This window comes from Aquitalea aquatica, assembly GCF_013911085.1.
Lineage (GTDB): Bacteria > Pseudomonadota > Gammaproteobacteria > Burkholderiales > Chromobacteriaceae > Aquitalea > Aquitalea aquatica.
This window is the reverse complement of sequence record NZ_JACERN010000039.1, coordinates 218,052-231,215: the sequence shown is the minus strand read 5'-3', so window position 1 is coordinate 231,215 and position 13,164 is coordinate 218,052. Positions and strand designations below refer to the sequence as shown.

Sequence of the window (13,164 nt, the reverse complement as noted above, 5' to 3'; positions counted from 1 at the left end):
GCACAAACACCACAGCGCCGCTCAGTTGCGGGGCAGCTCCGGCTGCTTGTCGCCATACATCTTGCGGTCGGCCACATCCAGCAATTCCTCGATCAGCATGCCGTCTTCGGGATAGTAGGCAATACCGATGCTCACGCCCAACTGAATGCTGTGGCCATCCACCTCATACGGTTGCTGGATGGCATGCTTGAGCCGCTCCAGCACCCGGTCGGCCTCACGATTGGACTCGACATCTTCCATCAGCAGCACGAATTCATCCCCGCCCAGGCGGGCCACGGTGTCTTCGCTGCGCATGATGGCCAGGATGCGGGCCGCAATCAGCTGCAATACCTTGTCACCGGTTGCGTGGCCATAGCTGTCATTGACCGGCTTGAAACGGTCCATGTCCAGAAACAGCACGGCCAGCCGCTTGCCGTTGCGGTTCAGCCGCGAAATGGCATGTTGCAGCCGGTCGTAAAACAGGTTGCGATTGGCCAGGCCGGTCAGGCGGTCGTGATTGGCCAGGTAGAACAGATGGTTCTCCCGCCGCTGCTGCTTGGACAACAAGCCGCTGTAAAAGCGCAGGCCGACCACCAACAGCAACAGCAGTAGCAAGGACTGGCAGAAAATCACGCTCAGCTCAAAGCCGCTGAGCAGGAACCAGCCCAGCTGCCAGTCCAGCCGCAAGGTCAGCGGCTGTGCTTCACTGCCCAGCTCCCGTTGCAGTTGCAGTCGCGGAAAACCCAGCGTGCTGAGCCAACCATGCTGCTGGCCGGGGATATCAACATAGGCCGCCGCCGGCGACTGACCGCGCTGGCGGATGCTCAGTTTCATGCCGGCCGGCAGCGTGGTGTCAGCCGGACGCAGATAGTCGGAACGCAAGACCAGCGCGACAAACTGTTCCGGTTTGCGGCCTTGCAACAGCAAGGCACTATCGTTAAATGGCTGCAGCAGCACATGGCCGCGATAGCCTTCGCGTAGTTGAAAGGGGGCGGACATGGTGGTGCGACCGCTACGCAGCGCTTGCTGCAAGGCTTGTTGCAATTGCGGATCACGTGCGATGTCGGCCCCCAGCAGCGGGCGTACCGCCTGGGTCAGCGGCTGGATAGACTCAATCGGGTAGTAATCGGGGTAGGCCGGCAAGGGATAGAGCGGAGTCAGGCTGCCGGCGGTATAGGCATGCAGGCGGAAGTCGCTGCCCCAGCGTTCGACCATCTGCTGGTGCCAGAGCGGCAATTGCTGCTGACTGATGCGGCGGATGCGCTCCAGCGACACCAGCTGCGGGTAACGCTCGGCCATCTGCCGCGCGAAGATCTGCTCCTGCGCTTCATGCTGATGACCCAGCATGGCAAAGGCCGCATAACTGTCGAGAATGGTGTCGTTGACCTGCAGCTTTTGCGTCAGTTGCTCGGACAGGCGTGTGCCCAGCAGGTCGAACTCCTGCTCGGCGCTGAGCACGGCCCGGCTGAGGAAGGCCATGGCAATCAAGGCGCTCAACACGAACCAGAGCAGGGTACAAGCCAGGGTGGCCAGTTTGATCCGCATGAGCAGCTGCTGGTGGGATAAAAACAGTAATTCTATAGAAGGTGCCGCACTCTGCGCGGTGCAATCTGCAGCAAACGGGTTTGCTAAGTAATTTCACTTAACCTAAATTACCGCCAATGGCAAGAGATCGCGGCAGCTGTCTAAACTAGCTGCTTAACTAGCTGCTTATTTGGCGCAGGCTCGCGCGTATCGCCGGTAGCTGGCGGCGACTGACCGCCAGTGGCTGGGCGATGCCGCGCAAGCGTACCGCCCAGAGCTCTTCGTCGGCATTGCCGGTGCGCAGCAGTTCCTGCAGCGCATGGCGCATCACCAGACAATTGCGGTGGATGCGCAATACGCTGTCGCCCAGCCGCTGCTCCAATGCCACCAGCGAATCATCCAGCAGGTATTCCCCGTCGGCGGTGACCAGGCTGACGTATTTCTGCTCGGCCTTGAGATAGCGTACCGCGCTGAAGGGAATGTTAAGCAGCCGGTCGCGATGGCGCACGCTGAAGTGGGCTTCGATGGCGGGCTTGCCGCCACAGCGGCGTGCCGCTTTGTCCAGCGCCTGGCGCAAGCGCTCCAGCCGGACCGGTTTGAGCAGATAATCGGCGGCATCCAGCTCGAAGGCATCGACCGCATAGTGCTCGTGCGCGGTGGTGAAGATCAGCTGCGGCGGCAGCGGACGCTGACGCAGACGACGTGCCAGTTCCACGCCACTGATGCCGGGCATGGAGATATCCAGCAGCAGCACATCGGCAGCATGTCGCTCCAGCCAGTCGCTGGCGGCCATGGCATCCCCGAGGGCAGCCACGGTCGTCGCACCACACTGTGCCACCAGTGCCACCATGCGCTCACGCGCCAATGGCTCATCATCCACCACCAGCACGCGCAGCCGCTCTACAGTACCCATTGCGGCTTGCCCAGTTTTTCCACCAGTTGCCGCCAGGCACGGAGGATTTTCTGAAACTTGTTGTTGGCCGGGGCCAGCGTGCGCACCTGTACCAGCATGTCGTAGGCACGGCGCATATGGCTTTCGTGCCAGCCATTGCCATGCACATAGGCCATGGTGGCATTCGCCAGGTTGAGCATCACCTGCACATTGTGCGGCATTTCCTCATGCGCCTTGACGAAGCGCTCGATGGCCTGGTCGAAGCGGCCAGCCTGGGCTTCACGCACCGCCTGGTTATTCAGCTCCAACACCGACTGCACATTGTCGGCAATCAGCTGGCGACCCATTTCACCCAGCCCCATTTCATCGAACAGGCCACCAATGGAGGACAGCAGCTCTTCGTTGTCGTGGTTGTTGCGCACCAGGTCGCGCATGGCAGCATTGCCGCTGTCCTGCTTGCCCTGGGCAAAACAGGCGCGGGCGAATTCCATTTGCGCATCGGATGGCAGGTTTTCGCTCAGTTTCTGGTAGCCGGCTTCCGCCTCGGCCAGTAGCGTGCGCGCCTTGTCGCGATTGCCCAGCTTGCCTTGCAACTGGCTGTCGATGACGGTGCACATCCACTCGCCGGTTTCGTTGTAGCGGTAGTCACGGCGCAGATTGCCCAGGGTACGGGCAGCCGTGCCGGTTTCGCCACGCGCCATCTGCACCCGCGCCAGCATGGCGTAGTGAGTGGGGCTGCGATGCCAGGTGTACTTGGCGATATTGAGGGTTTCTTCGCTGGCGGCTTCGGCGGTTTCCAGATCCTTGTTCAGCATGGCCACTTCGGCCAGCTGCTTTTGCCGGCGCAGCACTACCGGCGACAGATTGGTAGCTTTTTCCAGCGTACTTTGCGCCCCCGGCAGGTTGTGATGGATGCGATGCAGCTTGGCCAGCCAGTCGTAGGCTTCCATCACCCTTTCGTTGTCGGTGAGTACTTCTTCGAATAGCAGGCGCGCTTCATCGTAGGACTTCAGCCCGGTCAACGACTTGGCCAGCCCCAGCTTGGCCCAGGCCAGCGGCTTGAGGCGCAGCACTTCCATGTACAGACTACGTGCGGTGTCGAAGTCGCCGATTTTTTGTGCCAGCGAGCCTTTGAGCTTCATGAAATCAAGGGTGAATTCACCGCGCTGGCTGATCTTGCGGCTACAGGCATCAATGGCGGCCAGGTATTCGTGGCGCATGATGGCTTCGTCCACCACGCGAAAAGCCTCGCGCCGGCGCATGGCTTTTTCCAGCCGCTGGCTGAGCACTTCGCCGGTGAAAGGCTTGAGCAGGTAGTCGTCCGGGGCCAGCTCGGCGGCAGAAATCACCCGCTGCGAGCGGCGCTCGCCGGTGACGATCATGAACACGCAGGACTGCTTGATCAGGTTACGTTCCTTCACCTCTTCAAACAGGTAAAGACCATCGTAGCCATTGCCCAGGTCGTAGTCGCACAGCACGACATCGAATTCGAACTTAGCCATCTTGGCCAGTGCATCGCCGGCCTTGCTGGCGTATTCGACCTTGTCGGCACCAAACGAAGCCAGGGTCATGGCCAGCGCGCGCTGCATCTCCGGCAGGCTGTCGATGATCAGGAACAGGCGGCTGGCGTACGGGTCCTCGTAGGACTTGCGGGCTGGCTCGGCGCCACCCTGCCCTGCGGTCAGGCTCTGGTAGCTGGTGGAAGGGTGCTTGTCACTCATGGCGTCATCATCGGCCAACCCGGATGGAATGTCATTATTCGGCGGTCAGCTTGGCATAACGCAAATCCAGCCACTTCAGCCCGTGCTCGGCAAAATTGATCTGCAGCCGCAGATCACTGCCGCTGCCCTCGGCATTGATCACCACACCAGAACCGAACTTGGCATGACCCACGCTCTGGCCAATGCGAAAACCCTGCAATTGGGCGGCCGGTACAGCCGGCGCAGCCACTTCGTCCAGCCAGGGCGCGCGGCGATGGGTGTTTTGCGGTACAGGTTTTACTGTAGCAGACAGCACGCGTACCAGTTCGGCCGGAATTTCCTCGACAAAGCGCGAGCGGACCGGATAACGGCTCTGGCCATGCAGCATGCGGCTCTGGGCGCAGGACAGGTACAGCCGTTTGCGGGCGCGGGTGACCGCCACATACATCAGCCGGCGCTCCTCTTCCAGGCCCTTGCTGTCGTTCATGCTGTTTTCGTGCGGGAACAGGCCTTCTTCCAGCCCGGATACAAACACCGCATCGAACTCCAGGCCCTTGGCCGCATGCACGGTCATCAGTTGCAGCGCATCTTCGCCAGCCTCCGCCTGATGCTCGCCGGCCTCCAGGCTGGCGGCACTGAGGAATTCGACAATGGCCTGGTCGGCGGCATCGGGGAAGAAGCCAGCGGCAGCATTGATCAGCTCGTCCAGGTTGGCCAGCCGCTCCTCGCCCTCTTTCTTGTCTTGCTCATACATGGCGCGCAGGCCGGAATGATCGATGATCAGGCTGACGGTTTCCGCCAGCGTCATGCCCTCGGCCTTGCCACGCAGGGCTTCGATCAGCAGCACGAACTCACCCAGCTTGGCCGCGGTTCGGCCACCGCCGGCGGCGCAGCAGGCTTGCCACAAGGTGACGCCCTGCTCACGGCTGACCGCTTGCAGGTTTTCCACGGTACGGGCACCGATGCCACGGGCCGGTACATTGATGACGCGCAGCAGGGCGTTGTCGTCGTCCGGATTGCTGACCAGGCGCAGATAGGCCAGCGCGTGCTTCACTTCCAGCCGCTCGAAAAAGCGCAGTCCGCCATAGATGCGGTAGGCCAGCTGGGCATTCACCAGCACATGCTCCAGTACCCGCGACTGGGCATTGGAGCGGTAGAGGATGGCCATGTCGGACAGATTCATGCCTTCGCGCTGCAGGCTCTTTACCTCGTCGATGATGAACTGGGCTTCATCGCCATCGGAATAGGCTTCGTACAGGCGGATCTGCTCGCCCTCGCCGGCATCGGTCCACAGATTCTTGCCCAGCCGGCCGTCATTGCGTTCGATCAGGGCATTGGCAGCCGTCAGAATGGTGCCGACCGAGCGGTAGTTCTGCTCCAGCCGTACCGGCTCGGCCACCTGGAAGTCGGACAGCAGCGCACGCATATTGCCCACTTCCGCACCACGGAAGGCATAGATGGACTGGTCGTCATCACCCACGGCAAACAGCACGTTGTGCTCGCCGGACAAGAGCTTGAGCCAGGCATACTGCAGGCGGTTGGTATCCTGAAACTCGTCCACCAGGATATGGCGGAAGCGGCCCTGGTAATGGGCGCGCAAGGCGGCATTGGCCTGCAGCAATTCGTAGCTGCACAGCAGCAGCTCGGCAAAATCCACCACGCCTTCGCGACGGCACTGTGCGTCGTAAGCAGCATACAGCTCATGCAGCTTGGCCTCGTACGGTGTCAGCGGCGGCGGCAGGCGCTCGGCACGTACACCGGCTTCCTTGCTGCCATTGATAAAGCTCTGTACTGCGCGCGGCGGGTATTTTTCGTCCGACAGCTCCATGCTTTTCAGCAGGCGCTTGATGGCAGCCTGCTGGTCGGCCGAATCGAGAATCTGGAAAGTCTGCGGCAGGCCGGCATCGCGGTAATGTGCGCGCAAAAAGCGATTGCACAGGCCATGGAAGGTGCCAATCCACATGGTGCGCACATTCACCGGCACCATGGCACCCAGGCGGGTGTGCATTTCGCGCGCGGCCTTGTTGGTAAAGGTCACCGCTAACACGCCCGCCGGATTCACCTGCCCGGTGGCAATCAACCAGGCGATGCGGGTAGTCAGTACCCGGGTTTTGCCACTGCCGGCTCCGGCCAGCACCAGCGCACTCTTGGCAGGCCAGGTGACGGCACGCAGTTGTTCGTTGTTCAGTCCGGCTAGCAGCTCACTCATGGCAGGCGTTTCTTCAAGGCTTATGGAGCGGCCATTTTACACCAGCTAGGCTGCCAGCCGGGGCTGTCACACGGTTGTCGCGCGAGGCTGCTTGAATGGGCGGGCTTATTCATTGCTTGCCCAGTGCTTGCTCGCCTGTTATCACGCGGTTAAATTCCGTTAAACGACTCTTTTAGATTGCCCATGTCCCCACGCCTGCTGTTGCTGCTTGTGCTGTTGTGGTGGCATCCGGCCATCGCCAGCACGCTGATTGCCTATACCGAGGAATTGCCGCCGCTGAATTTTCAGCAGTCGGACAAAGTAAGCGGTTTTTCCAGCGAACTACTGCAGGCCATGGCCGACAAGGCCGCCATCCCGCTCAGCCAGCAGTTGCTGCCCTGGGCACGCAGCTATGCCCTGACACAGTCCACTCCCGGCAGCCTGCTGTTCAGCACGGTGCGTACGCCGGAGCGGGAGAAGCTGTTTCGCTGGGTGGGTCCGATCGGCCCGCGCCGTATTTATCTGTACCGGCTGAGCCGGCGCAAGGACATCCTGCTGCGCAATATCGAGCAGCTGAAACAACTGCGCACCAGCACCCTGTTCGAATCGGCCACGCAAAAACGGCTGCAGGCACTGGGTTTGCGCCTTGGCGAAGAGCAGGACAGCGGCCGCAGCGATGCGGTGAATCTGGGCAAGCTGCAACTGGGGCGCGTCGATCTGGTGGCCATGCTGGACTGGGCGATGGCCTGGCAACTGCAACAGGCCGGGCTGGATGCCCACCAGGTACAGGCAGTCGCCCTGCTGGATGGCCAGCACCAGTACTGGTATGCGCTGAACCTGCAAACGGCGGACGACACGGTCAGGCGCTTGCAAGCGGCGCTGGATGCGCTGGAAAAAAGCGGCTACACCGAACGCTTGCGCCAGAAATACATGGGCCGGGACAGAATCCCGGCCGACATTGCCGACTTCACTCAGCGCTGAAGCCGCAGCCTAAACATAGGTGTTAATGGTATGACCCAAGGCACTGAGCGTGTCGCCCACCGCGCTCAGTCCACTCGCCACCGCCGAGCCGGTCGCACTACCGCCAGCCACCAGGCCATGGCCGATTGCCTTGGCCACGCCTTCCACATCGCCAACCACAGCTTGTGCATCACGCCGTAACACCCCGTAAGCCGACAGGGGTGGTGTCGATGCGGCTACGCCACTGATTGTGCTCATGTCCTTCTCCCCATACCGTTTTTTACATTTTCTGATGCCAGACAGGCCGGCATGTAAATTTACGTTATGCCGCGTTAAGGAGCATGGCCATCCGCTTTACATTTTCTTACCTTACTTTCTGATCGCTAACGTCAATTAACCATTCCACCAAATAGAATTAAAGGAGTAATAAAAACCATAGCGAGGGCCAAAGTGAAAACCATGTTTATTCATGCAAGGGCTTATCTTTTATTGACTGGCCTGATCACTGGCTGCGCCTCATCCCCACCCAATCTAGTGACTGCGCCAGTACATATCCGGCCGCAATATACTCCGGTAGCACTGGAAGACAGCCCGGGTTCGATTTATCAGCCAAACAAGGCGATGTTGCTATTTGAAGAGCCAATTGCCAGCCATGTTGGCGATGCACTGAAAATCAATATCGCCGAGAATCTTTCCTCCAGCAATAATGCCAACACCACCACCAACCGCACCTCGTCAATTTCCGAATCCGGCCCTGGTGCATTGTCATCGATGGGTGGTTTGCTGAAGGAGATCTTTGATTACAGCGGCAAGGCCAGTGGCAGCAACAGCCTGAAAGGTATTGGCCAGGTCAGCAATACCAACCAGATCAGTGGCAGCCTGATGGTGTCGGTCACCGATATATTACCCAACGGCTATATGGCCATTGCCGGCGAAAAGGCAGTAGCTGCCAGCGGCAATACCACAGTGCTGCGTTTCTCCGGCGTGGTAAACAAGCGCGACATCAAGGTGGGCAATGTGGTGTCATCCACCGATGTCGGGGATGCGCGCATCGAACAGCTGGTCAATGGCGTGGCCAGCGACGTGGCCTCGCGCACCGATGCCCAGCGTTTCTTCGCCGGGCTGATCAATTTCTGGTAGCCGCAGCAGCCCGCTGGGCAACATCTTGCTCAAAGTGGCTCGCATCATCGCGGCTGCTGGCAGCATTTTGCCACTGTGCCATGCTGCCGCTGTTAAGCATTTTCTGCAGCAGTGGCGACAGCTTTCTACCGGTGGAACCCCACTTGTCATAGGCCATGCCATCCAGCCGGTAGGCGGCATTGGCCAATACCTGGCCATTTTTCTTCAATAGCAAATTGATGTCGGTAATATAGGGACGTAATTCGTCGCTGAACATCGGCGAGCCCCATTGCGTCAATACTGTGTAATAAAGAATGGCCTCACAATCAGCTGGCGTATTACCTGCCGCATAAATACGACTTTCAATTTCGCGGTCGCGCAGCTGTTTTTGCAGTTCTGGAATAAAATCGGCCACAATCACACCAGAATTCAATTCAATACACACATTGTGTAATTCGTCATGCGGATGTGCCATGCCATTGCTACTGGTATTGGGTGCCATACTGGCGACCGAAGTCACTGCCGTACTGGCTAATTGCACACCAGCAAGCAATGGCGAAGTCACCAGACTGCACGCACTTAATGTCAGCGTGGCAGGCACCATGAGGGCATACAACAGATAATTCACCTTATGACTCGCCAGACGATAAAAACAAGGCCAACCCTAGCAGGTAAAAAAAATGCCCCGAAGGGCATTTACACTCATTTACAATCCATTAATTTAATTAACCCGCCATGGGTGATTTATTTCTTTACACCCAGCTCGCGCAATCTTTCATCCAGATAGCTGCCCGCAGTATGTCGTGCCGACAGCACAACCTCAGGTCGCGGATGCAGGAACAATGGCAGGGAAACCCGGCTCTTGCGCGCGCCCTCGCCTTGCGGATTGACCACCCGGTGCTGGGTGGACGGATAGTAGCCGCGCGAGGCCTCTTGCAGCATGTCGCCGATATTGATGATGAGCATGCCGAAATCACAGGGCACATCCACCCAGCTTCCCTGCTTGTCCTGCACTTGCAGGCCGGGTTCATTGGCGGCCGGCAGGATGGTCAGCAGGTTGATATCGCCATGGGCAGCAGCACGCAACGAACCGGCAGGCTCCTGACCCGTCAGTGGCGGATAGCGCAGCACCCGTAGCAGGGTTTGCTGGCTGTCGGCAATCATCCCGGACAAGGGTTCGCTATAGTGGGCGGCAATATCAGCCGGGGTGTATTGCTCCACCCAGCCCAGCAGTTCTCGCGCCAGCGCATTGGTGCTGGCGTAGTAGCACCGGATATCTTCGGCCAGCGTGGGCGGCACCCGCCCCCAGGGATAGCAATGGAAATATTCCTTGATGTCCTTGTGGCTGGCACCTTTGGCGGTTTCGGAAATGGCGGTGGAGAAATAACCGTCCTGGCGCTGCGGGTCGAAGGCAAAGTCGTGCTTGGCCGGGCTGTCGAAGAAATCCAGCCAGTCGGCGTAGATTTTTTCCACCAGCGCTTGCTGGACAGGATGGTTGACCAGTACGCCAAAGCCGGTTTCGTGCAGGGAACGGGTGAATTGGGCGGCAGCATCGGCTGCGCGGTAATCGACAACGCGGACGTTCATCGCATGGTTTCCTCGCAAGGAATGGCCGTCAGGCAAGATCGGGACGGACCACGGCGGCGGATTCTACCCGCCTGCCGCTTCCCTGCAAAGCAGGCTGCCCCGCTTCACAGCGGGGAGACCAGCGGCGGGCCGTCTGGCTGTGGCTTGAGCAACAGCAGACCCGCTTCGGCCAGGGTGGCCAGACGCCAGAACAGATAGCTGTCGCTCACCAGTTCCACTGTCGACTGCCCCATCAGCATGCCGACCAGCCGGGCGGCGGGCTGTTCACCCTGCTGGCGCGACAAGGCCAGCAAGCGTGCATCGAAATGATCGGCCGGATAGACGTGCAACTGGCCATCAATCTGGCCACGCCAGCCATTGGCGTGCTGCTGCCAATGGCGCCACATGGCAATCAGTTGCACACGCTCGGAGGCAAGCAGCGTACGCGGGCGGGTAATCAGCGGCTGCAGCTCAGCGGCACTACACATGGCCACGGCGTAAACACCGTGATGACTGGATGCCACCTGGCCGGCCACGTCCAGCACCGCCAGTGGCTGATCCGGATGGGCATTAGCCGCCAGCATGGCCAGCATCAGCTGGTCGTGTACGGTATTACCCAGCCAGACACATAGCGGCTGCTGCTCGGACAGCGCACGGAACAGCCGCTTGCGACATTGCCACCAGGCCAGCTGAAATTGCTGGTCGATATCCGGCCACCAGCTATGTGCCCACCAGATGCGATTCCACCAGGCCATGCGCAGTTGCGGATCGATAGTGTCGGCATCGGCCAGCGGGCCGTGGCTGAAGTCCTCCTCGAAGGCCAGTACCTCTTCATCTGGCAGCAACTGGCGCAGCAGATCGGCGGCCTTGCCGCCCTGTACTACCTGCAGAATCTGGCTGCTGGCCATCACACCCGTTGATCCATGTCCAGCGAAGGCATGCCTTCATTCACCTGGGCCACGATGCGCGCCGGCACGCCGGCCACCGTGGTATGCGGCGGCACGTCTTCCAGCACCACGCTGCCCGCGCCCACCTTGGCACAGTCACCCACGCGGATATTGCCCAGCACCGCCGCACCGGCCCCCAGCATCACGCCATCGCCGATCTTGGGGTGACGGTCGCCCCTATCCTTGCCGGAGCCGCCCAGGGTGACGCCATGCAGGATGGAGACGTTGTTGCCGATGACAGCGGTTTCGCCCACCACCAGCGCCGTGCCGTGGTCCAGCATCACGCCCTGGCCAATGCGCGCCGCCGGATGGATGTCCGCGCCAGTCACTTCAGAGATGCGGTTCTGCAGGAATAGCGCCAGTGTCTTGCGCTGTTGCTGCCACAGCCAGTGGGTGATGCGCTGGCTTTGCAGAGCATGAAAGCCCTTGAAATACAGCAGCGGCGTGGAGTAGCTATCGCAGGCCGGATCGCGCTCGAAACAGGCGCGGATGTCGGCCCGTGCCGAGGCGCTGATAAGCGGGTCCGAGGCCAGCGCCTCGCGGAACAGCTCCATCAGCGCGCGAGCATCCATCACCGGACTGGCCAGCTTGCTGGACAGGTGAAAGGCCAGCACGTCTTCCAATGTGCTATGGCGCAATACCGTCATGTGCAGAAAGCTGGCCAGCATCGGCTCATCGCGCGCGGCCTGTTCGGCTTCCTGCAGGATGGCGAGCCACAGGGCATCGCCGGCTTGTTGCTTCATGCTTGCTACTCCGTTCTCACATCGTCCGGCAGGCCGGGACGACGGTTACAACAGGACCACGTCAAACTGTTCCTGGGTATAGGTGCTTTCCACCGACAGCGAAATCGGCTTGCCGATGAAGTCCACCAGCATCGCCAGGCTTTGCGACTCTTCGTCGAGGAACATGTCGATCACCAGTTGCGCGGCCAGAATACGATAGCCCTTGGCATCGAACTGGCGTGCCTCGCGTACGATCTCGCGCTGGATTTCGTAACACACGGTCTGCGCGGTCTTGATTTCGCCACGCCCCTGGCAGGTGGGGCAGGGTTCGCACAGTACATGCGCCAGGCTCTCGCGGGTACGCTTGCGGGTGATTTCCACCAGGCCCAGGCTGGTAAAGCCGTTGAGGGTGACACGGGTACGGTCGCGCGCCAGTGCCTTGGCCAGCTCGGACAGCACGGCGGTCTGGTGCTCTTCGTTATCCATGTCGATGAAATCGACAATGATGATGCCGCCCAGATTGCGCAGCCGCAGCTGGCGGGCAATGGCCTGGGTGGCTTCCAGATTGGTCTTGAAGATGGTTTCGTCGAAGTTGCGGTTACCGACAAAGCCACCGGTATTGACGTCGATGGTGGTCATCGCCTCGGTCTGGTCGATGATCAGGTAGCCGCCAAACTTCAGGTTCACCCGCCGCGACAGCGCCTTGTCGATTTCCGCCTCGATGGAGAACAGTTCGAACAGCGGGCGCTCGCCGGAATAGCGCTCGATCTTGCGCACGGCGGACTGCACGTATTGTTCGGCGAACTCCACCATGCGGCTGTAGTTTTCGGTGGAATCGACAATCACATGCTCGGTGGTGTCGCTCACCATGTCGCGCAGCACACGCACTGCCAGCGGCAGGTCTTCGTACAGCAGGCTTTGCGCCGGCAGGTGCTGCGATTTGTGGCGGATGTCGGCCCACAGCTTGGACAAGTATTCGATGTCGGCCTGCAATTCGTCATTGCTGGCGGTTTCCGCGCTGGTACGGATGATGTAGCCGCGCGGGGTATCCGCCGGCAGCAGCTTTTCCAGCCGCGCTTTCAGGCTGTGGCGCTCCGACTCGCTCTCGATCTTCTGCGAGATGCCGATGTGTTCTTCCTGCGGCAGATGCACCAGGAAACGGCCGGCCAGTGACATCTGGGTGGACAAGCGCGCACCCTTGGTGCCGATGGGGTCCTTGATCACCTGCACCAGCACGGTCTGGCCTTCGAACAGCATCTTTTCGATGCGCTGCGGCTCGGTAGGGTGCTGGCGCTGTTCCAGTACATCGGCGATGTGCAGGAAGGCAGCACGTTCGAGGCCGATTTCGATAAAGGCGCTCTGCATGCCCGGCAGCACGCGCTTGACCTGACCCAGATAGATGTTGCCGACGATGCCGCGGCTGGCGGCGCGTTCCACGTGCAATTCCTGCACGATGGAGTCTTCCAGCACCGCCACACGGGTTTCCTGCGGGGTGATGTTGACGAGGATTTGTTCCTTGGGGCGCTGGATGTCGCGCGGCAGAGGAATGGACTGATGCAGCATGGTC

The 13,164-nt window shown here is 60.3% G+C and carries 12 protein-coding genes; 2 read left to right on the top strand and 10 right to left on the bottom strand.

The annotated features are described in order from the left end of the window. Positions 1 to 21: 21 nt before the first annotated feature. The 4 genes from H2Z84_RS15885 to H2Z84_RS15870 all read right to left on the bottom strand — a co-directional run bounded on the left by H2Z84_RS15885 (position 22) and on the right by H2Z84_RS15870 (position 6,304). Positions 22 to 1,524, bottom strand: a complete 1,503-nt coding sequence (locus H2Z84_RS15885; protein ID WP_181836845.1) for a sensor domain-containing diguanylate cyclase — start codon at positions 1,522 to 1,524, stop codon at positions 22 to 24. Positions 1,525 to 1,681: 157 nt separating this feature from the next. Then, complete coding sequence (locus tag H2Z84_RS15880) at positions 1,682 to 2,416, bottom strand: LytR/AlgR family response regulator transcription factor (RefSeq protein ID WP_181836844.1); 735 nt, start codon at positions 2,414 to 2,416, stop codon at positions 1,682 to 1,684. Then, on the bottom strand, positions 2,404 to 4,116 hold the full coding sequence (locus H2Z84_RS15875; protein ID WP_181836843.1) for a tetratricopeptide repeat-containing response regulator: 1,713 nt from the start codon (positions 4,114 to 4,116) through the stop codon (positions 2,404 to 2,406). Before H2Z84_RS15875 ends, H2Z84_RS15880 begins: the two co-directional genes overlap by 13 nt. A 34-nt stretch (positions 4,117 to 4,150) precedes the next feature. Continuing rightward, on the bottom strand, positions 4,151 to 6,304 hold the full coding sequence (locus H2Z84_RS15870) for a UvrD-helicase domain-containing protein (protein WP_181836842.1): 2,154 nt from the start codon (positions 6,302 to 6,304) through the stop codon (positions 4,151 to 4,153). Positions 6,305 to 6,487: 183 nt separating this feature from the next. On the opposite strand from H2Z84_RS15870, the gene H2Z84_RS15865 reads away from it, so the two are divergent. Next, positions 6,488 to 7,264: a substrate-binding periplasmic protein gene (locus H2Z84_RS15865; protein ID WP_181836841.1), complete on the top strand. Its 777-nt coding sequence runs from the start codon at positions 6,488 to 6,490 to the stop codon at positions 7,262 to 7,264. Positions 7,265 to 7,273: 9 nt separating this feature from the next. On the opposite strand, the gene H2Z84_RS15860 is transcribed toward H2Z84_RS15865, so the two are convergent. Continuing rightward, on the bottom strand, positions 7,274 to 7,501 hold the full coding sequence (locus tag H2Z84_RS15860; protein WP_181836840.1) for a hypothetical protein: 228 nt from the start codon (positions 7,499 to 7,501) through the stop codon (positions 7,274 to 7,276). 201 nt (positions 7,502 to 7,702) lie between these two features. Between H2Z84_RS15860 and H2Z84_RS15855 the strand changes: the two genes are divergently transcribed. Further along, positions 7,703 to 8,383 carry a flagellar basal body L-ring protein FlgH gene (locus H2Z84_RS15855; protein ID WP_258869431.1) on the top strand — a complete coding sequence of 227 codons (681 nt, stop codon included), beginning with the start codon at positions 7,703 to 7,705 and terminating at the stop codon, positions 8,381 to 8,383. Here H2Z84_RS15855 and H2Z84_RS15850 read toward each other — a convergent pair. From H2Z84_RS15850 to rng, 5 genes are all read right to left on the bottom strand, one after another. Beyond that, entirely contained in the window at positions 8,370 to 8,990 is a 621-nt protein-coding gene (locus H2Z84_RS15850) for a cell division protein FtsI (RefSeq protein ID WP_181836838.1), read from the bottom strand. The genes H2Z84_RS15855 and H2Z84_RS15850 overlap by 14 nt on opposite strands. 116 nt (positions 8,991 to 9,106) lie before the next feature. Further along, entirely contained in the window at positions 9,107 to 9,949 is an 843-nt protein-coding gene (locus H2Z84_RS15845; protein ID WP_181836837.1) for an isopenicillin N synthase family dioxygenase, read from the bottom strand. A 104-nt stretch (positions 9,950 to 10,053) separates the two neighbouring features. Next, positions 10,054 to 10,836 carry a DUF3658 domain-containing protein gene (locus H2Z84_RS15840; protein WP_258869451.1) on the bottom strand — a complete coding sequence of 261 codons (783 nt, stop codon included), beginning with the start codon at positions 10,834 to 10,836 and terminating at the stop codon, positions 10,054 to 10,056. After that, positions 10,836 to 11,618 carry a serine O-acetyltransferase gene (gene cysE / locus H2Z84_RS15835; protein WP_181836835.1) on the bottom strand — a complete coding sequence of 261 codons (783 nt, stop codon included), beginning with the start codon at positions 11,616 to 11,618 and terminating at the stop codon, positions 10,836 to 10,838. Before cysE ends, H2Z84_RS15840 begins: the two co-directional genes overlap by 1 nt. A 45-nt stretch (positions 11,619 to 11,663) precedes the next feature. After that, a complete protein-coding gene (rng, locus tag H2Z84_RS15830) occupies positions 11,664 to 13,160 on the bottom strand; it encodes a ribonuclease G (RefSeq protein ID WP_181836834.1) in 1,497 nt (498 codons plus the stop codon). Positions 13,161 to 13,164: the final 4 nt, after the last annotated feature.